We start from the raw sequence: 23,289 nt of genomic DNA on the forward strand, positions 1-23,289 counted from the left end.
GAATAAAATTCAACAACATAAAAATGCCGCAATGAATTAATTCTGGTAAAGTTTTAACAATATACAAGCAACATATAATCATAAAACTTGTGGATATAGAGGAGAGAATCTTGCCAAATTCAACCAATGAAAAACAACATGTTTCTGCACCAGATGCCATACCGGGTAGAACCACTCCATTAACCGTATCACCCTACCATGACATTACACAGCATGCGATAGAGAACATTCCTGAAAAGATGGAAATCGCCTATGTAGGCATGGGATGTTTCTGGGGCGTAGAGCGTCTTTTCTGGCAACAGAACGGCGTTTACACGACTTCCGCAGGTTACAGCGGTGGCACTACGCCAAACCCAACTTATGAAGAAGTGTGTACTGGCTTGACGGGTCATGCCGAAGTAGTCAGGATCGTTTTTGATCCAACCCAAATTACCTATTCTCAATTACTCACCCTGTTCTGGGAAAATCACGATCCTGCTCAGGGTATGCGTCAACATGGTGATATTGGTACTCAATACCGTTCCGTTCTGTACCCGATTTCACCACAACAGTATGAACAGGCCATTGCCAGCCGGGAACAATACCAGCAAGCGCTGACGCAAAATAATGATCAACGCACCATCACGACGGAAATTCGTGCAGCAGGGCCATTCTATTTTGCCGAGGATTATCACCAGCAATACCTCCACAAAAACCCCGAAGGGTATTGTGGCTTAGGGGGGACGGGGATCTGCTTCCCGCCCACACTCAGAAACTAGCTGATTGAGTTAGCCCAATGGTATGACTGTTGGGTTAACTGCCAAAGAACCTGTCGTAGATTCGAATTTACTACTCAGCCAAAGTAGGATGAAATTACCTTGAACTTTAACGAATAATAAGTGAAGTATTTACGTCTGAAGTTAATAAACTAAAAGGCTGTATGCTGTCTTTTGATATTAAGATAGGGACTCGCAGCCGTCCACAAGGTGATAGTTTTATATAAGAACAAGGATAGTCATACCTTCCTCATTCCATTAAATTTCATCGTATTATTAGTTTTAATGACACTGACCGTAACTCTGGAGAAATCGGCAACCCATCCTTAAAATAAACATTTTTGTTTTTCTTTTTTACTTTATTGTTAATTTATTTAACTTATACGTTATAATTATAGCGTTGGTTAAGGAGAGCAAATGAAGTACAGTGAGTTTAAGCGATGATTACTACAACAGGGAACTGAGTTCAAAAAAGCACCTGGTGGTGGCAGTCACCAAAAAGTTAGTTTGAATGGCCGACGTTCAGTTTTTCCCGATCACGGTTCCAAAGAAATGCCAGAGCCGCTCCGCAAGAAGATATTAAAGGACCTAGGGCTATGAGCCTCAAAATAAAAAATTAATATCAATATATTTTGGTAATTTTAGCCGAAAAATCAAACAAAGGTAGTCAAATGTCCATATACCATTACCCAGTTAAATTAGAGCATGATAAATCGACAGGAGCTTACGTCGTATCATGCCGTGACTTACCCCTGATGAACTCAGTGGGGGACTCTATTGATGAGGCCCTTTTAGAGGCTGTTGAAGGTGTGGTAACAGCTATAGCAATGGAAATTGAGGAACGCCGCCCTATTCCTCTGGGTAGTGCTCCACTTGATGGTGAATACGTTGTTAATGTACCTGTGCTGGTAGCAATGAAAGCCGCTTTGCATAATGCCATGATAGAAACTGGCACACGCAAAGCTGAATTAGCCAGAAAAATGGGACAAAAACCCGCACAAATCGATCGATTACTTGATGTTGAGCATTCATCAAAAATTGAAACCGTCGAATTGGCATTACACCAACTAAACCGCAATGTGGGAATTTCTGTAATGACCGCAACAGTATAAATAATTCACGATCAAAAAACGGCCGCAAGGCCGTTTATTATACTCATTTTATATATCGCATTGATTTTATTACATTGCTATTAACCGATGAGCAATGACAAACAGTCACCCCATTTCAGTCTGTAAACGCAATACTTGCTGATTAACTTCACTCATCACATGGAAATGGCGTTTATCTTTGATTTTCGGGGGTAAAATCTTTCCATAATTGAATTCAAACGCGCCCATGTCCTTAATGTATAACCGCCCACGAAATAGGGTTTTTACGTAGAGAGCAATTTTCATTGAGTTATAATGGCGAAAAATTTTCATCTCTGTTTTTTCCTCCCATGCTTCTTACGGTACTATTGCTACGGCATCGCATCTAGTGACTCCATAAATGCATCGTTGTTATGCCAACTGTATAGACTCCGTATATGGAAATTTGTTCCCCTCAATATTAAGATTCAATCACTATTTTGATATAATATAATGATATTAATGAGCATTATATTGCATCATCCTCTTGTTTACTTAGTACATTATTCCAAATGTTATCAAATTGTTTGTTTTATTGAGGACAGACCAGTTAACAAGCGCTATGCTGAATATGTCATTCCCTGATAACATGCCACACCATGACAAATAAGGAATAAATATGTTAAAAAACAATATTTTAATAAAGATCGGGTTATCTGCAATATTGAGTATAACGTCAATATTTGCGTTCGCTCATAACATCACCTTAGAACAACCTGTTCCCGCTGTCAGCGTGACAGATAAGGGTGAGCTGTTGCTAAACGAGGGTAAGTTCAACTACCAAAATTGGAGCAATACCGAACTTCTGGGAAAAGTCAGGACTATCCAACATATTGCCGGTCGTAGTTCCGCAAAAGAGATGAATGATCCCTTGATTCAAGCATTGAAGGATGCTGATTTACCCAAGGATAAATATCAAACCACCAGCATCGTGAATACCGATGATGCTATTTTTGGTACTGGTATTTTTGTTCGCAATAGTATTGAAGACAGCAAAAAACAGTTCCCGTGGTCACAATTCATTGTCGATAGTAACGGGCTGGTTAAAAAGGCCTGGGGGCTGGAACCCAAAAGTTCGGCAATCATTGTGCTGGATAAAAACGGTAAGGTGAAATTCGTCAAAGATGGCAAATTAAGTGACGAAGACATTACACACGTTATCAGCCTAATTAAAGAAGAATTGGAAAAATAGCCTATTCAATACCGTACAGTGATAATGGTTCCCCCATTGTGAGCCATTATCACCTTCACATTATCGCTTTCGTATTAAAAAACGCTGACTCTGAACCCTGGGTTCAGGAAAGATTCACGCGGCGTGTAATTGAGGGTTTTCCCTTCCCAGTCCGTCACATGTGCCCCAGCAGCAATAGCAATGGCATGGCCGGCACCCGTATCCCAGATATTAGTCGGCCCAAAGCGTGGATAAAGTTGGGCTTTTCCCTCGGCAACCATACAAAATTTAAGTGAAGATCCTACCTCAAGTGTATTGTGTATCCCTAGCTGGGAAAGATAGTCTTGCAATTCCTCATCGTCCTTGTGAGAACGGCTGACTACCACAACGGGAGGCTTCGCCTGCATAATTTTAATAGGAAGCATCTGACCATTGGTCTCTTTCCATGCCTGGCGCCCTTGCCCTAAATATAAGACATTCTGTACCGGGACATAGACAACCCCCATCACAGGTACACCATTTTCTATCAATGCAATATTGACGGTAAATTCACCATTGCGGCGAATAAATTCTTTCGTGCCATCCAATGGATCAACCAGCCAATAACGCTGCCAATTTTTCCGCTCTTCCCATGCAGGTGGATCTTCTTCTGATAACAACGGGATATCAGGTGCAATGCGCAACAATCCCGCTTTAATGATCTTATGAGCGGCAATATCCGCAGCAGTAACAGGTGAATCATCCATTTTATGCTTTACTTGCAACGGTTTCTCAGCCTGATAGACCTCCATGATCGCCGCGCCTGCTTCCCGTGCCAATTGGCAGATCTGTTGTAGCATCATACACCTCTGCGTTTGTTGTTTGGCTATACCATTTGAAGCACCATTTTTAACGCATTTTTTACCGGAATGGCGAATATTTTATTCATCATTCCCAAATACATCTAAAAAATAGCCGGTTAACCGGCTATTCAATAAGTTACAGAATTTCCAATAATTCCACTTCAAAAATCAGCGTGCTATAAGGTGGAATGGATGCACCTGCCCCACGCTCACCATAAGCCAGATTGTGCGGAATATAGAGTTCCCATTTGGAACCGACTGGCATCAAGGTCAACGCTTCAATCCAACCCGGAATCACACCACTAACAGGAAATTCTGCCGGTGTACCGCGCTGTACTGAACTATCAAAGACAGTGCCATCGATCAGGCGGCCGGTATAGTGAACGCGAACACGGTCAGTACGGGCAGGGATAGCGCCTTCACCTTGTGTCAGGACAGAAAATTGTAGGCCAGACTCAGTACTGCTTACGCCTTCACGCTGAATATTGTCTGCCAGAAATTTTTTGCCTTCTTCTGCCATCGCCTGCTGACGTTCACGACGAACACTATCAGCACGTTCATGAATTTCACGTAGCGCACGATGCAGCTCTTCTACAGGAATAGCAGGGGAACGGCTTTCCAGCGCATCACACAGTCCTGCCAACAGGGCTTCTGGTTCTAACCCTTGTAAACCCGATTCCTGTAACTGCTGCCCAACCTGCAAACCAATACCGTAACTTGCCCGCGCTTCAATAGACTCAAAAGAAGGTTTTGTCATGAAAGTACCTGTTATTAAATGAGTGAAAACTCAAGCATAACAGCACCGTCCGGATGGGTAAACGCGTGAAGGTGGGTAATAATAATGTAAACACCAATTATTGGCGTATAACAACTGTTGAGCCTGATATTTAGGGCAGTTTTTTCGGCACAAAACAAAAAACGCCGGCATTGCCGGCGTTTTTTGTCACATGTTCTTCAGCTAATCAACGATTAAGCTTCTGGAACAATGTTAACGTTCAATTGTGCGAATACATCGCTGTGTACCTGGAAGTGAACTTCGTGTTCACCAACAGTACGCAGAACGCCGTTAGACAGGCGAACTTCGCTCTTAGATACTTCAACGCCAGCCGCAGTCACTGCATCAGCGATATCACGAGTACCGATAGAACCGAACAGTTTACCTTCGTCACCCGCTTTAGAAGCGATAGTGACAGAACCCAGTGCGTTGATTTTATCTGCACGAGCTTGTGCTGCTGCCAGAACGTCAGCCAGTTTAGCTTCCAGTTCAGCACGACGAGCTTCGAAGAATTCGATGTTTTTCTTAGTGGCAGGAACAGCTTTGCCCTGTGGGACTAAGAAGTTACGGGCATAACCCGCTTTAACGTTAACTTGGTCACCCAGGCTACCCAGGTTCGCTACTTTATCAAGCAGAATAATTTGCATTACCTTATCCTCTCAGAGTCGTTAATGGACTGAGCCTATTACTGATGACGATCAGTGTAAGGCAACAGAGACAGATAGCGCGCACGCTTGATAGCACGAGCGAGCTGACGCTGGTATTTTGCACGAGTGCCAGTAATACGGCTTGGTACAATTTTACCGCTTTCGGTAATGTAGTTTTTCAGCGTAGCAATATCTTTATAATCGATCTCTTGTACGCCTTCCGCGGTGAAGCGGCAGAACTTGCGACGACGGAAATAACGTGCCATTTGGCTAGTCTCCAGAATCTATCAATTCAATCTGCTCGGCATGTAGAACCAGTTTGCTAAGACCATTGCGCCCATAGTGGGCATTAATGAATCCTGAAACAGTTATTCGACTGCCGACCGTTATACTGCGAGTATATTCCTGTAACAACTGTCCGCTGGCAATAACGGGCATTCTGCACCATGATTGCCTGCTGAATCCGGCTTCCTGTTGCTGTGAACGATGTTCAAGCACAAACTGACAATGTGGAATACCAGATGGACTGACTTTTCGTATCGGTGCCTTGCACACTGTGCCTGTGAGCACCAAACGATTGGTTGTCACGGTAATTACTCTTCAGAATCCCCAGCTTCATCAGCATCATCAACCAAGTCTTCTTCCAAGACCAGATCACGGCCGCGACGTTCGTCTTTAGCCTTAACCATTGGTGATGCTTCAGTTACTGCGTGCTTAACGCGCATAACCATGCTGCGGATAACGGCGTCGTTGAAGCGGAAGTTAGTTTCCAGCTCATCAATCGCTTCTTGTGGCGCTTCAACGTTCATCAGAACGTAGTGAGCCTTGTGCAGTTTGTTGATTGGGTAAGCCAGTTGACGACGACCCCAGTCTTCCAGACGGTGAATCTGACCTTGCGCGTTAGTGATAGTCGCACTGTAACGCTCGATCATGCCCGGAACCTGTTCGCTTTGGTCAGGGTGAACCATAAAAACGATTTCGTAATGACGCATTATTGCTCCTTACGGATTATTCAGCCTCCTGTCAGGGTCAGCCGTGGCCCATGGAGGCAAGGAACGTGTTTAGTACGGCTGAAAAATCGACGCGTCACTATACCCGTACAATACAAAAAACTCAATAAAGAATTACCGGGCACTTCTCTGGCGCACAATTTCAAACAAGCATACCCCTGTTGCAACCGATACATTCAAAGAAGAGACTGAACCCGCCATGGGAATACTGATCAATTCGTCACAATGTTCGCGCGTCAATCGACGCATTCCCTCACCTTCCGCGCCCATCACCAGCGCCATCGGTCCCGTCAACTTGCTTTCGTATAAATCATGCGTGGCTTCACCCGCCGTTCCGACAATCCAGACATTGTGTTCTTGCAGTAAACGCAGGGTTCGGGCAAGGTTAGTCACACGGATCAGCGGTACACTTTCTGCCGCACCACAGGCCACTTTTTTGGCGGTAGCATTCAATTGTGCAGAACGATCACGGGGAACAATAACGGCATCAACCCCCGCCGCATCTGCGGTACGCAAGCAAGCGCCCAGGTTATGGGGATCAGTGACACCATCCAGTACCAGCAGAAACGGGCGCTCCCGCCGAGATAACAAATCCGGCAGATCATTTTCCTGATACTGACGCCCTGGCTTGACTCGAGCAATGATCCCTTGATGAACGGCCCCTTCTGTTTGGGTATCCAACCATTGGCGGTTGGCAATTTGTACTGCGATACCGGTACTTTCCAACTCCTGCAATAATGGGGTTAAACGGCGATCTTCACGCCCTTTCAACACATAAACTTCCATGAAACGTTGTGGATCGCGCTCCAGCAAGGCTTTAACGGCATGGATACCGTAGATAATTTCACTCATGACTCACTGATACCTAACTCACTAATATCTTTAAGATACCGAAAATAGTGGGCGGCAGAAGCCACCCTGTTTGATGATTGTACGGATTAATTTTTCCCGGCTCGTTTTTACTCGCGATCAGCTTGCGTTTTTTTTGCACGCTTCGCTTTCAGTTTTGCCGTAATTTTTTGAGTCTTGCTTGACGGTTTTTTCTTTTTGCCTGGCTTAGATTCTTTAGGCTTTTCCGTACTTTTCTTTTTACGAAAGGCGCTATCTGACTCAAAATTGGCTGATTTTTTATGATCACGACCTTTTTTACCACTTTTACGCTCTGGCGTACCTTTTTTCGCCTTATCGCGTGCCGTCTTGCCTTGATTACGCGCTGTACGGGTTGTTGAAAGTAAGGCAAAATCAATATTGCGTTCATCCATATGAACCGCTTCCACCCGAATCTCGACTTCATCACCGAGGCGATAAGTTGTTCCAGAAGACTCACCAATCAAACGCTGGCCGACGTTATCATATCGATAATAATCGTTATTCAACGTCGAAACATGTACCAAGCCATCAATAAACAGATCATTTAAGCGAACAAAGAAACCGAAACCTGTCACGCTGGTAATCAATCCGGTAAAAACATTACCCACCTGATCTTGCATGAAATCACATTTCAGCCAGTCGGCCACATCCCTTGTCGCTTCGTCAGCACGGCGCTCAGTCATGGAACAGTGGTCACCCAATTGCAGCATTTGCTCCATATCGTTGTGCCAACCCCCTGTTGGCGTCCCGTGATGCTCAATAACACCATTTTCTTGTGCCAATAAGTACTTAATCGCACGATGCAAAGCCAAATCAGGGTAGCGGCGGATTGGCGAAGTGAAATGAGAATAAGAGCGCAATGCTAAACCAAAATGCCCCCGATTCTCCGGCTCATAGATCGCCTGCTTCATAGAGCGCAACAGCATCGTTTGCAGTAACTCGTGATCGGGGCGATCCGCGACTTGTTTCATCAATTGCGCATAATCTTTCGGTTCTGGTGTCAGGCCACCCAACAAACTCAATCCTAACTCATTGAAGACTGAACGCAGGTTCAGGATACTCTCTTCTCTTGGTCGATCATGGATGCGATATAACGCTGGCTCATGGTGTTTTTCAACAAAACGGGCTGCGGCAATATTCGCCAGGATCATACACTCTTCGATAAGTTTATGCGCATCGTTGCGTACCACGGGTTCTATGCGCTCAATGCGACGCTCTGCATTAAAGATAAACTTGGCTTCTTCCGATTCAAACGAAATAGCGCCACGCTGTTCACGCGCTTGTTCCAGTGCCTGATAAAGCTCATGCAGATATTCAATAGGTTGCACCAGCGGCTTATAGTGCTCACGCAACTCTTGATCCCCCTGCAAAATCTTCCAGACTTTGGTATAGGTCAAACGGGCGTGTGAATTCATCACCGCTTCATAAAACTTGTAGGAAGAGAGCTTGCCCTGGTCGGAGACCGTCATTTCACACACCATACACAGGCGATCAACTTCTGGATTGAGGGAGCACAACCCGTTAGACAGTACTTCCGGCAGCATAGGGACAACCTGGGATGGGAAGTAAACCGAGTTACCACGGCTGCGTGCTTCCATATCCAAAGCGGTTTGCGGGCGAACATAGTAGCTGACATCAGCAATCGCTACCCACAATCGCCAACCGCCACCCCGTTTTCTTTCGCAATACACCGCATCATCAAAGTCTCGTGCATCTTCGCCATCAATCGTCACCAACGGCAACGCTCGTAAATCTACACGGCCTTGTTTGGCTGATTCCGGTACATGTTCAGCCAAACCCGCAATCTGTTTTTCTACCATCGGTGGCCAGCTATGGGGAATTTCATGGGTACGCAGTGCGATCTCAACCGCCATGTTCGTTCCCATGGTTTCACCCAGCACTTCAACAATTTTACCAATGGCTTTAGTCCGACGAGTCGGGCGATTTGTCAATTCAACCACCACGACATTCCCCATTCTTGCCCCGCAAGTTGCTTCTTTTGGGATCAAGATATCGAAACAGAGACGGCTATCATCAGGGACGACAAATCCCATACCCGCATCCATAAAATACCGGCCAACAATCTGGCTATTCTTGGGTTCCAAAACCCGCACGATACGCACTTCAACGCGACCTTTTCTGTCTGGTTGCAAGGGCTGTGCCAGTACCACCTCGCCGTGGATCGCCATTTTCATCTGGTCGGCTGGCAGGTAATAGTCTTCTTTATGGCCTTCCACACGCAGAAAACCATAGCCATCGCGGTGTCCAATCACCGTGCCTTTCAATAAATCCAGCCGCTCTGGTAACGCATAACATTGCCGGCGGGTAAAAACCAACTGCCCATCACGTTCCATTGCCCGCAAACGGCGGCGCAGTGCTTCCAGTGCATCTGGAGTGGTTAACTGAAGTTCCTGTGCGAGTTCCTGACGGCTTACCGGCGTGGCGTGTTTAGAAATGATATCCAAGATGTATTCACGGCTTGGGATAGGAGATTCGTATTTTGCAGCTTCTCGTTCCTGAAAAGGATCTTTTGACATCATCATTCCTCTATTGTCATCAGCAAGCTGTTTATCCCCTTGCGTCACTTAACCAAAAGTAATTGATAAAGGGGACGATTGTCTTTGACCATATCGGCCACAGTATGTTTATCCAACTCTTCCAAAAAATTTTCTACCGCTTGATTCAAGACCGACTTTAAGCGACATGCAGGCGTGATTTGACAGGCACTACAGTTAACCAATGACAGAGGTTCTAATGAGCGAACTACATCACCAATTTTGATCTCGTTGGCAGGTTTCCCTAAACTGATGCCGCCATTTTTCCCCCTGACAGCATTCACTAATCCTAAATGACTCAGCTGATTGATAATTTTTACCATATGGTTACGTGAAACACCATAAACTTCAGTGACTTCTGTAATACTCGTCATTTGGCCTTCTGGTAGAGAGGCCATATAAATCAAAGCACGTAATCCATAATCGGTAAAACTGGTTAACTGCACACTCACCTCTGGGAGACTGAATATAACGGAGCTTATTTGGCACCAAAAAATGTATGTTTATTGGTTTTCGTTAGTTAATCATCATTATGTGGGTATTTTAAAAATTAAGCAAAACGGGAGAAAACAAAAACCGGGCAATAAGCCCGGTCATGTGCGCATAAAAGGTGAATCTATCGATTAAGCATCAAAGGGATCACGCAGGATCATGGTTTCCGCACGATCTGGGCCTGTAGAAATAATATCAACAGGAACGCCTGTCAGCTCTTCTACACGTTTGATGTAGTTCAATGCTGCTTGTGGCAACTGGCTGTGATCTTTCACGCCAAAAGTACTGTCATCCCAACCAGGCAGAGCTTCATAGACTGCTTCAAGACCTTCCCAGTTTTCTGCGGCCAGTGGCGTCGTGTCAATGACCGTGCCATCAGGCAGGCGATAACCCACGCAGATTTTCACTTCTTTCAAGCCATCCAGCACATCCAGTTTGGTCATGCAGAAGCCAGACAGAGAGTTGATTTGGATCGCACGACGAATAGCTACGATATCCAACCAGCCAGTACGACGGCTACGACCTGTCGTCGCGCCAAATTCCTGACCTTTCTGACGCAGGTATTCACCTGTTTCATCAAACAGCTCAGTGGGAAATGGGCCGGCCCCTACACGAGTAGAGTAAGCCTTGATGATACCCAGTACATAACCAACATAACGTGGACCCAGGCCAGAACCCGTTGCAACGCCACCCGCAGTGGTGTTGGAAGAAGTCACATAAGGATAAGTACCGTGGTCGATATCCAACAGAGTACCCTGCGCACCTTCAAACATTACCAATTCACCTTTCTGGGTTGCTTTATACAGCAAGTCAGAAACGTCAACTACCATGCCCGTCAGGATATCGGCAACAGCCAAAATGTCATCTAAGGTTTTCTGGTAATCAACGGCAGGTTCGTTGTAGTAGTTAACTAACTGGAAGTTGTGGTAGTCGATGATTTCTTTCAGTTTGACAGCGAAAGTTTCTTTATCAAACAGATCACCCACACGCAAGCCACGGCGTGCGACTTTGTCTTCGTACGCAGGACCAATACCACGACCTGTTGTCCCAATCGCCTTGGCTCCACGCGCTTTTTCGCGGGCGTTATCCAATGCAACATGGTAAGGCAGGATCAGCGGACAAGCTTCAGAAATAAGCAGGCGCTCACGTACAGGGATCCCACGTGATTCAAGCTCTTTCATCTCTTTCATCAAAGCATCTGGTGCTAAAACGACCCCATTTGCGATAATGCTAATGACATTTTCACGTAAGATCCCGGATGGAATTAAGTGGAGAACGGTTTTTTCACCGTTGATGACTAGTGTATGGCCCGCGTTATGGCCCCCTTGATAACGAACTACGTATTTAGCCCGTTCAGTCAGCAAGTCGACGATTTTACCCTTGCCCTCGTCACCCCATTGGGTGCCCAATACGACAACGTTCTTACTCATTTCAAAAGTTCACTCGGTTGCTTAAAAATGGATTCTACCATCTCATTTAGCACCTTTCAGTATTTTTTATTACTTCTTGTTATTTCTTTTAGTTATATAAATAGGATAATGAATAAACAATTGGTAATTATAGCGGTATATAAAAGCCACTGTCTTTTTCTACAGTGGCTTACAGTAAGTTAAGAGGACATTACTTCGCAGGGGCTTTCATATAACGGAAGAAGTCAGTATCTGGACTGAGTACCATGACATCATTACCGTCATTCTTGAAGCTCTTCTCGTAAGCACGCAGGCTACGGATAAATGCATAGAATTCGGGGTCCTGATTGAATGCATCCGCAAAGAGTTTTGTGGCTTCCGCATCACCTTCACCATGTAAAACCAGTGCTTCACTCTGTGCTTCTGCCCTGATTTCAGTTGCTGTTTTATCAGCAGCAGCCCGGATCTTTTCCGCTTCTTCCGAACCTTCGGAACGCAGGAGACGCGCTTCGGCTTCACGGTCAGCACGCATACGCTGGTAAATCGCTTCTGAAATTTCCTGTGGCAAGTTGATCTGTTTGATACGAACGTCAACAACCTCAATACCTAACGCCGCCATACTGTTTGGATTGATGGCAGGTTGCTTGCCTTTCGTCTCTTTTTCTACCAAGGCCGCAGCCGATGCAATGACAGTATCGACATCAGTTGCATCATTCTCTTCGTGAGTCCCCTGATTCAGGGCATCACGCACATCGGTAGTTAAACGACCACGGGAATCAGTCACAATACCGCGCACATCAAGACGACCAATTTCAGAACGCAAGCGGTCACTGAATTTACGTCTCAGCATTATTTCAGCCCGGTTAATATCACCGCCACCGGTAGCCAGATAGTAACGGCTGAAATCATTAATGCGCCACTTCAAATAAGAATCAACGATCAGGTCCTTATTTTCACGTGTCAGGAAACGGTCAGCCTTGATATCCATCGTCTGGATACGGGCATCAAGGGTTTTAACTGTTTCTACAAACGGAATTTTGAAATGCAGGCCCGGCTCATAAATGATCGGTTTATTCTCTGCATCACGTACAACCTTACTAAAACGCAGTACAATGCCACGTTCACCTTCTTTTACAGTAAAGATTGATGAATAGAGAACAACCAATACCGCAATAATTACAACAATGAATGAATTACGCATGATTATGGTCTCCCTGTTCTGACCGAATCACCGCGCAGGTTATCGCTACCACCATAAGTGTTAGATTCCCGTTGTGGCGTAGGTTGATTCTGACGGATCATTTTCTGCACTGCCGTGTTACTGGATATATGTTGCTGAACTTTCGCCTGATCTTTCACCACGTTATCTAATGGCAATAACAGCACGTTGTTACTCTTGTCGCTTGCAATGACTTTACGTGTATTGCTCAACACACGTTCCATCGTCTCGATATACAAACGTTCACGCGTAATTTCTGGCGCCGCCTTATATTCAGGTAAGATTTTGGCAAAACTCGCCACTTCACCCTTCGCATTCAATACCGCGCTAACTTTATAGGCTTTGGCATCTTCAATAATACGCTGCGCTTCACCTTTCGCTTTAGGTAATACTTCGTTCTCGTAAGCTCGAGATTCACGAATGGTTTGCTGCTTCTGTTCACGTGCTGCGATCACATCATCGAATGCAGCTTTAACCTCTTCTGGCGGACGGGCGGCCTGGAAGTTTACATCGACCACAGTAATGCCCATATGGTATGGACGGATCGTCTCTTCCAGCACTTTCTGAGTATCGTTACGGACAACAGTACGTCCTTCCGTCAGGTTGGTTTCCATCGAATATTTACCAACAACACCGCGCACGGCACTGTCTGTAGCTTGACGCAAGCTATCATCAGGATTGGTAACGCTGAAGAGATAAGCGGATGGATCAGTCACGCGGTATTGGACGTTCATTTCAGCCAATACCACGTTTTCATCTGAGGTCAGCATGGCACCGGTCGTTGCCAAATCGCGCACAGACTCAATGTTAACAGGCCTGACTTGATCGATAAACGTCATTTTCCAATTCAAGCCGGGCTGTACAACATGACTAAACTTACCAAATCGAGTAACGACACCACGATCCGATTCTTTAATCGTATAAAAACCACTGACAACCCAAACAGCAATTGCAGCAGCAACGGCAAGACCAATAAGACGCCCGCCAAGTTTAGGGTTCTGCCCAGAACCATTTCCACCTTTGTTTCCACCGAGACCACCGAGTTTTTCACTCAGCTTACGGAACAGATCGTCGAGATCAGTTGCCCCACGGTTACGACCACCTTTATTGTTGCCGCCGGAGTTGCCGCCATTATTATTGCTGCTTCCCCACGGGTCGCGGTCTTGTCCGTTATTACCGGGCTGATTCCACGCCATGTTTTAGCTCCACTTTCTAGTTTTTACTGGTTTTTCAGAGGTGACTGCTCTCCACCCAGATGGGTGAGGCTTCCCACTTCACAGACCGTTGCCTGTCCCTGACAGGTTTGACAACGGCCTCCGTGGGCAGAAACGACGAACTTCATCGTTTTTGTAAGCAACCAATATTATTGGGTGATAACTTTTGACAGTGCTGATCCTGTTACTGCAATTTTGGCACAGTCATTTCATCACCGCCATTTCATCTCTGCCACTCCATCACTATAAGCACCTTGAAATGACGGATAAAATGATACCTTGTTTGTTGTCCTGCGCCAATCAATCAGACAACATAGTCGGGTAATTTTGGTTCTTGTTTGCACAGACGGCGCCAATCGACCATTGGCATTCTGACTTCAACACCAACCTGACCATTTTCTTCCATCCATTCACGTTCAATGGCCTGAAGCTGATAAAAACGGCTACGCAAACGCCCTGCTTCAGGTGGAAGATGCAATTTATAGTGCGCAATTTCACCTGAAAGGCGCTCAGTCAATGCCTGCAATAATAAAGGAATACCTGCGCCGGTTTGTGCAGATAACCAAACTCTGACCGGACGATTTTCTTCATCACGATCAATGCGTGGAATAAAATCTTCTAACATATCGATTTTATTCATCACCATCAGCGAAGGGATCTCATTGGATTCAATCTCTTCAAGAACACAGTCAACAGCGATAATGTTTTCATCGAAGCGAGGATCAGCCGCATCAACCACATGCAGTAATAATCTCGCCTGCCGAGTTTCCTGCAAAGTCGCCTTGAACGCTGCCACCAAATCATGGGGTAAATGGCGGATAAAACCCACTGTATCAGCCAAAACAACCGTACCAACATCATCCACCTCTATTCGGCGCAATGTCGGATCCAGAGTGGCAAAAAGCTGGTCAGCCGCATAAACATCGGCAGAAGTGATTTTATTGAATAGACTGGACTTTCCGGCATTGGTGTAACCGACAAGAGAGACGGTGGGGATATCGGCTTTATTACGTGCCTGACGCCCCTGTTCACGCTGCTTTTCAACTTTGTTGAGGCGCCCCAAAATCTGTTTGATTTTGTCACGCAGCATACGGCGGTCACTTTCCAACTGGGTTTCCCCAGGCCCACGCAGCCCGATCCCCCCTTTTTGGCGTTCAAGGTGAGTCCAGCCTCGAACCAGACGGGTGGACAGATGACGCAACTGTGCCAGTTCGACTTGCAACTTGCCTTCGTGCGTCCTTGCCCGTTGGGCAAAAATATCCAGAATCACGCCCGTGCGATCAACGACACGGCATTGACACAAGCGTTCAAGATTACGTTCCTGAGCAGGACTGAGGGTATGGTTAAATAACACCACATCTGCACCGCTGTTTTTGACAGCTTCAGCAATTTCCTCTGCCTTGCCCTCTCCGACAAAATATTTCGGATGAGGTGCCTTCCGGCTTCCGGTTACAATCTGCACAGGAGAAACACCTGCGGAAGTTACCAATGACTCGAATTCACTGAGATTTTCCGTATCTTTTTCCTGTGAGAAGAAAACATGCACCAGAACGGCTAACTCTCCGCCTTCATAACGATCAAACAACGGTGCAACCCCTCAGGCTGGGTAAAAATCCAATAAGAAAAAACATAGGTAAAGTCTCCCTACCTATGTTTTTATTTTCAGGCACGGCAGCTGATTTATTCAGCGCCATCGCTTTCCTGTTGTACTGCCGAGTTCGTGCCAGCATGATAATTACCAACGCCAGTCGGCACATTCGGGTTGTTACCATGATGAGACACTGGACGGGAAGGCACAACAGTAGAGATGGCATGCTTATAAACCATCTGGCTCACCGTGTTCTTCAGTAAAATGACAAACTGGTCAAAAGATTCAATCTGACCCTGTAATTTGATGCCATTGACCAAATAAATAGAAACCGGGACCCTTTCACGTCGTAAAGCGTTCAGGAATGGATCTTGCAGAGATTGCCCCTTAGCCATTCTATATTTTCCTTATTTTGTTGTTTTTCACTAAGAACCTGTTGGTTCGAAAAATTAACTACTCAAAAATGACACTTTGTATTGATCACTGGTACTGATCAATTGTACACAATCAATAAATTTATGTACTAACAACCTGCATGACTGTGTTTAGGTTTTGTTTAGGTTGATCGCTATCCAACCACGCCACATTGTCCCAACTCCTGAGCCACGTGATCTGACGCTTCGCCAATTGGCGTGTCGCACAGATACCACGATAAACCATCTCATCATGAGAGATTTCGCCCGCGAGGTAAGACCACATCTGACGATAACCAACACAACGAATGGAGGGTAAATCGGTATGCAAATCACTACGAGCATAAAGTGCTTTTACCTCATCTTCAAACCCTGATTTGATCATTTGTTCAAAACGGGCTGCGATACGCTGATGCAACATTTCACGACTTGTCGGCGCGATCGCAAATTGATGAACTCGATAAGGCAATATTTCTCCAGACGTTTCAGTCAACTCAGTTAGAGTTTTACCCGAAATCCGAAAAACTTCCAGTGCACGAGTAAGACGTTGTGGATCATTAGGATGAATCCTTGCCGCAGAAACGGGATCAATTTCCTGTAATTGTCGATGTAATTCGTCCCATCCTAGCTCTGCGGCCTGTTGTTCAATCTGCGCCCTCATCTCAGGCTCTGCGGAAGGTAAAGGCGATAATCCTTCCAACAATGCTTTGAAATATAGCATGGTTCCACCAACCAGGAGTGGTATTCTCCCAGCCGCCGTGATTTCAGCCATTTCTTGCAATGCATCACGGCGAAAATCAGCAGCAGAATAGACTGCCGCAGGGTCAAGAATATCGATCAAACGATGAGGTGCCAGAGCCTGCTCTTCTGCGGAAGGTTTTGCTGTCCCAATATCCATTCCACGATAAATTAACGCAGAATCGACACTGATTAATTCAACCGGAAGATGCCGGCGCAAGGCGATCGATAACGCCGTTTTCCCTGAAGCCGTCGGTCCCATGATAAAAATGGCTGTCGGCAGGTGTTGAGTTTTTAAATCACTCATGATTAAGGAATGCCACCACTGCTTGTAAATCAATTAACTGTAATAACCCATCCGGCGGCGATCCCACCAGCTGAGGGCAAAGGCGTTCGACATCAGCCAAAAGCTGGACAGCTTGCGCGATGTTCCACGTTTCATGCTCACTATCCACGTGACGGGAAAGCCAACTGGCAACTTGCTCAACAGAAGCGGCTGACTGTTCCCCAAGATAACCCAACAGTTCCGGCAAGAGTTTCGGCAGGTTCTGTTGACGCAGAGGCAACGATACCGCATGAATGGTTACTTTTCCATGTGCGACTGCCGATTCAATACCAAAAGTCTTTAACAAGTCACTATTCTGCTTTAAGACATGCGTTTCTGACTGATTGAGAGCCAGTTTTAGCGGGATCAATAATGGCTGGGATTTCAGCCCCTGTTCTCCGGGGGTCAGTTGCGCCTGTTTCAGCCAGCGCCCTGCAACTGGCAGAGAAAGCAGCCCGATTCCCAATGGCGATTCGAGCAAAGCATAACAACCTGCATAGATACACAATACTTTTCCAAAGCTATGTTTCCCCTGCCCCGATGGCACAGGAGTCGCAGAAACCGATACACCTTCCCGCACACCCCGCTCTGGAAATAATGGGCGTTTTTCTTCCGGGGAGAATTGCATCATTTTTTGGTACAACTCCCCCTGTTTTTTCTGGTAGCTTTCCCCATGATGTATTTGTTGCGTACCACGATCATGATGCTCATGACGTCGTGAAGAGGCCTCATCCGCTTGTTCAACACGCTTACGGGTAAAATGGTTTTCTCCCGCAGAAGGGCGATTCTCCGGCACCCAGCTTGTAACACTCTCCTGACAGCCGAGCGCCAATTCATCTCCCGTGCCGCGTTGTTTCAATACCGCAGCCACCCCCTGATAAATAAAATCATGTACCAGGCGGGCTTGATGGAAACGCACTTCATGTTTGGCCGGATGTACATTGACATCCACCTGGCGTGGATCGATTTCGAGATACAAAACATAAGCGGGTTGTTGCTCACCCTTAATCAAATCCTGATAAGCCTGACGAATCGCATGATTAAGCAGGCGATCCCGCATCATACGCCCATTGACATAGCAATATTGGATCTCGCTCACGGCCGGATTCACCGGATCGACAACCCAGCCCTTAATAGACAAGGAATCATGCTGCCATGACAACGCCAGCGCCTGTTGCACAAAAGCGGTCCCACAAATGGCTGCCAGACGCCGTTCATGCTGAGATTTCTCTTTAGCGGGACGGTACTGGCGCATCAATTTCCCATTGTGATTCAGGTTAATGGCGACATCCAACCGCGCCAAAGCGATACGACGCACTATTTCATCAATATGGCCAAATTCCGTTTTTTCTGTTCTCAGGAATTTTCGACGGGCAGGCGTGTTATAAAACAGATCCAACACTTCAACCGTTGTCCCCACAGGATGAGCGGCAGGTTTTACCGTGACCTCCATATCACGGCCTTCGGCATAAGATTGCCACGCTTCTGCCTGACTTTCAGGACGGGAAGTTAATGTCAGCCTTGAAACCGAGCTGATACTCGCTAAGGCTTCCCCACGGAACCCCATGCTGACAATCGCTTCCAAATCATCCAATGAAGCAATTTTACTGGTCGCATGGCGCGCCAGTGCCAGCATCAAATCCTGTTTGGCTATCCCACAGCCATTATCGCGGATACGGATAAGCTTTGCGCCACCCCGTTCAATATCAATATCAATACGGGTTGCACCGGCATCAAGACTATTTTCCACTAACTCTTTCACTACAGAAGAAGGGCGTTCAACCACTTCACCCGCAGCAATCTGGTTTGCCAATTGTGGGGGTAATATCTTGATAGCCATAATGTGACCTTACCTACGATTCAGAGCCTGTCAAACCTATTCTGATAGGCGTATATTTGGTTACTTTGGTGCAGACTGCAACGGGTTAGCCAGAAAATAGTGACGTAATCCCAAATGAATGGCCTGTGCCAGTTTCTCCTGATACTGATTGGAGCCTAATAACGTTTCTTCAGACACATTACTGATAAAGCCCGTTTCCACTAAAATGGACGGAATATCCGGCGAGCGCAAAACACCCAGGCTTGCATGTTCTGGTGTACGTTTATGCAGGGAACCAATTCTGGTTAGCTGGCTCAATACCTGCATGGCAACATCATAGCCAACCCGTTGTGAATGCCCAAATTGCAAATCCAGCACGGCCTTACTCAGATAAGGATCAGTGCCGTTGGCGAGAGCATCTCCCGCACCGCCCAGTAATTCCGATTGTTTTTCATGCTGTTCCAGCCAGTTCCCCAATTCACTGTTTGCACGGCGGTTGGAGAGCACCCAGACAGAAGCACCTCTGGCACCGCGATTAGGCGCAGCATCGGCATGAATGGATACCAGTATATTGGCTTTATGTTTACGGGCGACTTCAGAACGCCCTGCCACAGAAATAAAATAATCGCCATTTCGCGTCAACACCGGCGTGAACATGGGATCATTGCGCAAAAGGGCTTCCAATTTACGAGCAACATTAATCGTGACATTCTTTTCTTTCAGCCCCCGTTGCCCAATCGCCCCAGGATCTTGCCCGCCATGCCCCGCATCAATGGCAACGACAACCGGGTGGAACGCTCTTCCTTGCGCAGATTGAGCTGCCTGTTTCTTCACACCTTGCTCACGGTGATTCGATACTGGCTTAGTTTCTTTTTCCGGCAGGGGAGCATTATTTGTAAGCAAGCGCTTACTTTCATTTTTTAAGGCCGGCTTATTCGATACCGATGAGTTATTCGCCACTCCATTGGCTTTCAGTGTCATCATCACTTGCGATTGATTGCCGACATTTTTCACCGTAGATGTCACTGTAGCCTTATGTGCCAATTCCAACACCACCCGCTGATGATGTGCATCAGATGGCTGGCTGGAACGTATCTGTTTTACCAGATTCTGGCCGGATAAAATCATCGGTAATCCAACAATCTTACTGGCTTGGCGAATATCCACCACCAACCGTTCAGGAGAATGCAAAAGAAAGAACCGATAATCAGGATGCCCGCCGGTGAATTTCAACGTTACTACGGACTCAGATGGATCATTCTTCACATGAATATTCGACAGCGTAGCCGCAGACGCCGCCGTAATAACCAGCTGATTTAACATGAAAAACAAAACACAGGCCATTACCCAATAGGCACGCCATTTTTTTATCACATCCACGAAAAAGGCATTCATCATAGTCGGGTATTCCTTCATAAGGACTTCAAATTATCCAACAGACTTTCACCATATTGAGATAACGCAACAAAACGAGCCTGGCGCCCTTCACTGTCATAACTCAGGTGCAACTCAATATCTGCATCAGGCAAAACGCCAGTGCCCTGCTGAGGCCACTCCACCAGACAAATAGCGTCCTGATGGAAATAATCCCGGATCCCCATAAATTCCAGCTCTTCAGGATCAGCCAGACGGTAAAGATCGAAATGGTAGACAGGCCGTGGTTGTAAAGCATAAGGCTCGACTAACGTATAAGTCGGACTTTTCACATGCCCCTGATGGCCGAGAGCTTGCAGAAAACCCCGGCTGAATGTGGTTTTTCCTGCACCAAGATCGCCATACAGATAAATAACATAGCCGCGATCGCCAACTGCCGCCACTGCATTACCCAATGCAACTGTGGCATTTTCATTTGGGAGTGATAAAACGAGTTCTTTCATTGAAAAATATCTGTTTTGATTTATTGAATGAGAAACTAGTCAGGTAGAATATCAGTTAAATAGATTAACCCGTAACCATAACATAATTCAGACATTATCATTTAGTCTCTTCTGTGCTACCGTAACAACTATATGCTCCATTTTTTGTATTCAATTCCCTCTGTGTTAAGCTAACGCCCCTCTTTCAGCAGTCATTTGTATTTCATGGCAACCCCTCTCGATCTGAATCTTCTGGCAACAAACATCAAGCAATGGGGCCTTTCCCTTGGCTTCCAGCAAGTCGGCATCTGTGATACGGACTTATCGGCAGAAGAGCCGAGATTACAAGAATGGCTTGATAAGCAATATCATGGCGAAATGGACTGGATGGCGCGTCACGGCATGATGCGCGCCCGTCCCCATGAGCTTCTGCCGGGGACTTTGCGGGTTATCAGCGTACGCATGAATTATCTGCCTGCTAAAGCCGCGTTTGCCAGTACGCTTAACAATCCGCAAATGGGTTATATTAGTCGCTATTCGTTGGGCCGGGATTATCATAAACTGCTACGTCAGCGTCTCAAAAAACTGGGCGACAAGATCCAAGAATATTGCAGCACCCATGAATATCAGGGAACTTTGAATTTTCGTCCTTTTGTCGATTCTGCTCCGATTATGGAACGCCCACTGGCCGCAAAAGCGGGGCTTGGTTGGGTTGGTAAACACTCACTTATATTAAATCGTGAATCGGGTTCCTGGTTTTTCCTCGGTGAATTGCTGATTAATCTTCCCCTGCCGATTGATGTTCCACAAGAGGAGCAATGTGGACGCTGCGTAGCCTGCATGACAACTTGTCCAACGGGGGCTATTGTTGCACCTGACACCATTGATGCCCGACGCTGCATCTCATATCTGACCATTGAATTGGAAGGTGTTATTCCAGAAGAACTGCGCCCACTGATGGGTAACCGGATTTATGGCTGCGATGATTGCCAGCTTATTTGCCCCTGGAACCGTTTTTCTCAATTAACAGATGAAGCTGATTTTAGCCCACGAGCCGTACTGCATACTCCTGAGCTATTAGATCTATTCAATTGGAGCGAGGAGAAGTTTCTGCGTATCACGGAAGGCTCGGCAATTCGCCGTATTGGATATCTGCGCTGGTTGCGCAACATTTCCGTCGCCTTAGGTAATGCACCGTATCAAGATGACATTGTGTTAGCGTTGGAAAAAAAGTTCGGCTTAAGTGAAGTTTTGGATGAACATATCCACTGGGCGATCGCCCAGCAAATGACCCGCCGCAATGCGAATGCCATTGAGGTTCAAACCTCACAACAAAAACGATTAATAAGGGCAATAACCAAAGGCTTACCCAGAGACGCCTAATAATCAACCATCCGGTTTTATGGTAAAAAAAACCGTTTATTTCCTTGTGAATAAAATAAAAATACTTTGCTGATCAACTAACAAACAGAGAATAAATGTTGATCATGTTATTTTTAAATTAGGTTAATTACTTTAATTAATCAATAAGTTAAGTTTGAACTGTTGTTGTGAATGATACGTCAAGAAAACCAAACACAAAGAATCCTCCTGTGGATAACTCTGTGTAACAAGTAGAGCATCATCAGGTGACTCAATAGAGTGATAATGTTAAAAACTGTGGATAAAAAACAAGAATTGAGTTCTAGTCTCGAACACCAGAAATCAGCAGCAAGGCAATAGCCCACTCATCCATTCTAGACGCTAGTGGAGAAATTTTCCTCTGCCCATTCAAAAATGAGGCGGTATTATGGACCTATTGGAGCAGGATAGCAAGCGCTTTATCGTCAATAATGTGCTGGACGCTTCCCAATCGGACGGCTTATAAAGGCACCTTAACGTCTGATAAGGGGACACCTGCATAAAACAACTCATATTGGAGATGCCTTGAAGCAAACGCTAATCCAACCACATCCTACACCAACCTGACCCTTTCGACAGGAGATACAGTATCTGTCTTGAACAAGATTTTTATAGAAAGAAGGTAACAAAATGGAGGAAATTGGAGCGGGAAACGAGACTCGAACTCGCGACCCCAACCTTGGCAAGGTTGTGCTCTACCAACTGAGCTATTCCCGCGTCGCTGACAGCTAATATTATTAGCCTGAGATGCCTGAATGCTGATTTTGAATACCTGTTAACCTTATGAGTTATAGGTCATTCTTAGAGCCTGCATATCAGGAACGGGCGCCATTATGAACGCGTTCAGATAAGATGGCAAGCCCTTTGCTTTTACTTCCGAGTTAAACGCTCAAAAGATATTCACTCCCGTTTGACACAAAAAATCCCTACCATAACCCCGACAGTTGTCTGGAATACCAAACAGCACGGAGTTAACATTAAATAAACAATTAACCAACATCTAATAAGATTTATGCTTGTTCTAACGATTTTATGGAAATAGATTAACAATAATTTGCGT

Annotated in this window: 23 protein-coding genes, 1 tRNA gene and 1 pseudogene; 5 read left to right on the forward strand and 20 right to left on the reverse strand. The window is 45.9% G+C overall.

The window, feature by feature from the left end; all coding sequences use genetic code 11:
* Positions 1–110 precede the first annotated feature (110 nt).
* From msrA to PXH59_RS13510, 3 genes and pseudogenes are all read left to right on the forward strand, one after another.
* Entirely contained in the window at positions 111–758 is a 648-nt protein-coding gene (msrA, locus tag PXH59_RS13500) for a peptide-methionine (S)-S-oxide reductase MsrA (RefSeq protein WP_047766267.1), read from the forward strand.
* A 474-nt stretch (positions 759–1,232) separates the two neighbouring features.
* Positions 1,233–1,355, forward strand: a pseudogene (locus PXH59_RS20120) (type II toxin-antitoxin system HicA family toxin); the annotation flags it as partial.
* A 71-nt stretch (positions 1,356–1,426) separates the two neighbouring features.
* Complete coding sequence (locus PXH59_RS13510; protein ID WP_285808778.1) at positions 1,427–1,867, forward strand: type II toxin-antitoxin system HicB family antitoxin; 441 nt, start codon at positions 1,427–1,429, stop codon at positions 1,865–1,867.
* A 105-nt stretch (positions 1,868–1,972) separates the two neighbouring features.
* Here the strand turns inward: PXH59_RS13510 and PXH59_RS13515 are convergent, their stop codons facing one another.
* A complete protein-coding gene (locus PXH59_RS13515; RefSeq protein ID WP_047766268.1) occupies positions 1,973–2,179 on the reverse strand; it encodes a DUF1107 domain-containing protein in 207 nt (68 codons plus the stop codon).
* Between the two features lie 325 nt (positions 2,180–2,504).
* On the opposite strand from PXH59_RS13515, the gene PXH59_RS13520 reads away from it, so the two are divergent.
* Positions 2,505–3,077, forward strand: coding sequence for a YtfJ family protein (locus PXH59_RS13520; protein ID WP_285808781.1), 573 nt, complete (start codon positions 2,505–2,507; stop codon positions 3,075–3,077).
* 74 nt (positions 3,078–3,151) lie between these two features.
* On the opposite strand, the gene cysQ is transcribed toward PXH59_RS13520, so the two are convergent.
* The 18 genes from cysQ to tsaE all read right to left on the reverse strand — a co-directional run bounded on the left by cysQ (position 3,152) and on the right by tsaE (position 20,849).
* A complete protein-coding gene (gene cysQ, locus PXH59_RS13525; RefSeq protein WP_285808783.1) occupies positions 3,152–3,895 on the reverse strand; it encodes a 3'(2'),5'-bisphosphate nucleotidase CysQ in 744 nt (247 codons plus the stop codon).
* 139 nt (positions 3,896–4,034) lie between these two features.
* On the reverse strand, positions 4,035–4,655 hold the full coding sequence (gene bamJ, locus PXH59_RS13530; RefSeq protein WP_047766271.1) for a BamJ family beta-barrel-assembly machinery protein: 621 nt from the start codon (positions 4,653–4,655) through the stop codon (positions 4,035–4,037).
* A 212-nt stretch (positions 4,656–4,867) separates the two neighbouring features.
* Positions 4,868–5,320, reverse strand: a complete 453-nt coding sequence (rplI, locus tag PXH59_RS13535; protein WP_047766272.1) for a 50S ribosomal protein L9 — start codon at positions 5,318–5,320, stop codon at positions 4,868–4,870.
* Positions 5,321–5,358: 38 nt separating this feature from the next.
* Positions 5,359–5,586: a 30S ribosomal protein S18 gene (rpsR, locus tag PXH59_RS13540; protein ID WP_000135199.1), complete on the reverse strand. Its 228-nt coding sequence runs from the start codon at positions 5,584–5,586 to the stop codon at positions 5,359–5,361.
* Between the two features lie 4 nt (positions 5,587–5,590).
* Positions 5,591–5,908, reverse strand: a complete 318-nt coding sequence (priB, locus tag PXH59_RS13545; protein WP_047766273.1) for a primosomal replication protein N — start codon at positions 5,906–5,908, stop codon at positions 5,591–5,593.
* A gap of 5 nt (positions 5,909–5,913) precedes the next feature.
* Complete coding sequence (gene rpsF / locus PXH59_RS13550; protein ID WP_047766274.1) at positions 5,914–6,312, reverse strand: 30S ribosomal protein S6; 399 nt, start codon at positions 6,310–6,312, stop codon at positions 5,914–5,916.
* 132 nt (positions 6,313–6,444) lie between these two features.
* Positions 6,445–7,182 carry a 23S rRNA (guanosine(2251)-2'-O)-methyltransferase RlmB gene (rlmB, locus tag PXH59_RS13555; protein WP_047766275.1) on the reverse strand — a complete coding sequence of 246 codons (738 nt, stop codon included), beginning with the start codon at positions 7,180–7,182 and terminating at the stop codon, positions 6,445–6,447.
* A 107-nt stretch (positions 7,183–7,289) separates the two neighbouring features.
* Positions 7,290–9,737 carry a ribonuclease R gene (gene rnr / locus PXH59_RS13560; protein WP_285808786.1) on the reverse strand — a complete coding sequence of 816 codons (2,448 nt, stop codon included), beginning with the start codon at positions 9,735–9,737 and terminating at the stop codon, positions 7,290–7,292.
* Between the two features lie 44 nt (positions 9,738–9,781).
* The gene (gene nsrR / locus PXH59_RS13565) at positions 9,782–10,201 is read right to left on the reverse strand and encodes a nitric oxide-sensing transcriptional repressor NsrR (RefSeq protein ID WP_047766277.1); all 420 of its coding nucleotides are present in this window, start codon (positions 10,199–10,201) and stop codon (positions 9,782–9,784) included.
* 177 nt (positions 10,202–10,378) lie between these two features.
* Positions 10,379–11,677 carry an adenylosuccinate synthase gene (locus tag PXH59_RS13570; protein WP_285808787.1) on the reverse strand — a complete coding sequence of 433 codons (1,299 nt, stop codon included), beginning with the start codon at positions 11,675–11,677 and terminating at the stop codon, positions 10,379–10,381.
* 190 nt (positions 11,678–11,867) lie between these two features.
* Positions 11,868–12,857 (reverse strand): protease modulator HflC, encoded by a 990-nt coding sequence (gene hflC, locus PXH59_RS13575; RefSeq protein ID WP_285808788.1) that lies wholly within the window; start codon positions 12,855–12,857, stop codon positions 11,868–11,870.
* A gap of 2 nt (positions 12,858–12,859) precedes the next feature.
* A complete protein-coding gene (gene hflK, locus PXH59_RS13580; RefSeq protein ID WP_047766280.1) occupies positions 12,860–14,071 on the reverse strand; it encodes an FtsH protease activity modulator HflK in 1,212 nt (403 codons plus the stop codon).
* A gap of 322 nt (positions 14,072–14,393) precedes the next feature.
* Positions 14,394–15,674, reverse strand: coding sequence for a ribosome rescue GTPase HflX (hflX, locus tag PXH59_RS13585; RefSeq protein ID WP_047766281.1), 1,281 nt, complete (start codon positions 15,672–15,674; stop codon positions 14,394–14,396).
* 95 nt (positions 15,675–15,769) lie between these two features.
* Entirely contained in the window at positions 15,770–16,072 is a 303-nt protein-coding gene (gene hfq / locus PXH59_RS13590; RefSeq protein WP_047766282.1) for an RNA chaperone Hfq, read from the reverse strand.
* Between the two features lie 121 nt (positions 16,073–16,193).
* Positions 16,194–17,135, reverse strand: coding sequence for a tRNA (adenosine(37)-N6)-dimethylallyltransferase MiaA (gene miaA / locus PXH59_RS13595; protein WP_047766283.1), 942 nt, complete (start codon positions 17,133–17,135; stop codon positions 16,194–16,196).
* Positions 17,128–18,993, reverse strand: coding sequence for a DNA mismatch repair endonuclease MutL (gene mutL, locus PXH59_RS13600; protein WP_285808789.1), 1,866 nt, complete (start codon positions 18,991–18,993; stop codon positions 17,128–17,130). The genes miaA and mutL overlap by 8 nt, the downstream gene beginning before the upstream one ends.
* Before the next feature lie 60 nt (positions 18,994–19,053).
* Entirely contained in the window at positions 19,054–20,370 is a 1,317-nt protein-coding gene (gene amiB, locus PXH59_RS13605) for an N-acetylmuramoyl-L-alanine amidase AmiB (protein ID WP_434223321.1), read from the reverse strand.
* Between the two features lie 14 nt (positions 20,371–20,384).
* Positions 20,385–20,849 carry a tRNA (adenosine(37)-N6)-threonylcarbamoyltransferase complex ATPase subunit type 1 TsaE gene (gene tsaE, locus PXH59_RS13610; protein WP_047766286.1) on the reverse strand — a complete coding sequence of 155 codons (465 nt, stop codon included), beginning with the start codon at positions 20,847–20,849 and terminating at the stop codon, positions 20,385–20,387.
* A 204-nt stretch (positions 20,850–21,053) separates the two neighbouring features.
* On the opposite strand from tsaE, the gene queG reads away from it, so the two are divergent.
* Positions 21,054–22,211 (forward strand): tRNA epoxyqueuosine(34) reductase QueG, encoded by a 1,158-nt coding sequence (gene queG, locus PXH59_RS13615; protein WP_285808790.1) that lies wholly within the window; start codon positions 21,054–21,056, stop codon positions 22,209–22,211.
* A gap of 659 nt (positions 22,212–22,870) precedes the next feature.
* Here queG and PXH59_RS13620 read toward each other — a convergent pair.
* Positions 22,871–22,946, reverse strand: a tRNA-Gly gene (locus PXH59_RS13620).
* Positions 22,947–23,289: the final 343 nt, after the last annotated feature.

The sequence above is a fragment of the Xenorhabdus bakwenae genome (assembly GCF_030272115.1).
Classification (GTDB): Bacteria; Pseudomonadota; Gammaproteobacteria; order Enterobacterales; family Enterobacteriaceae; genus Xenorhabdus; species Xenorhabdus bakwenae.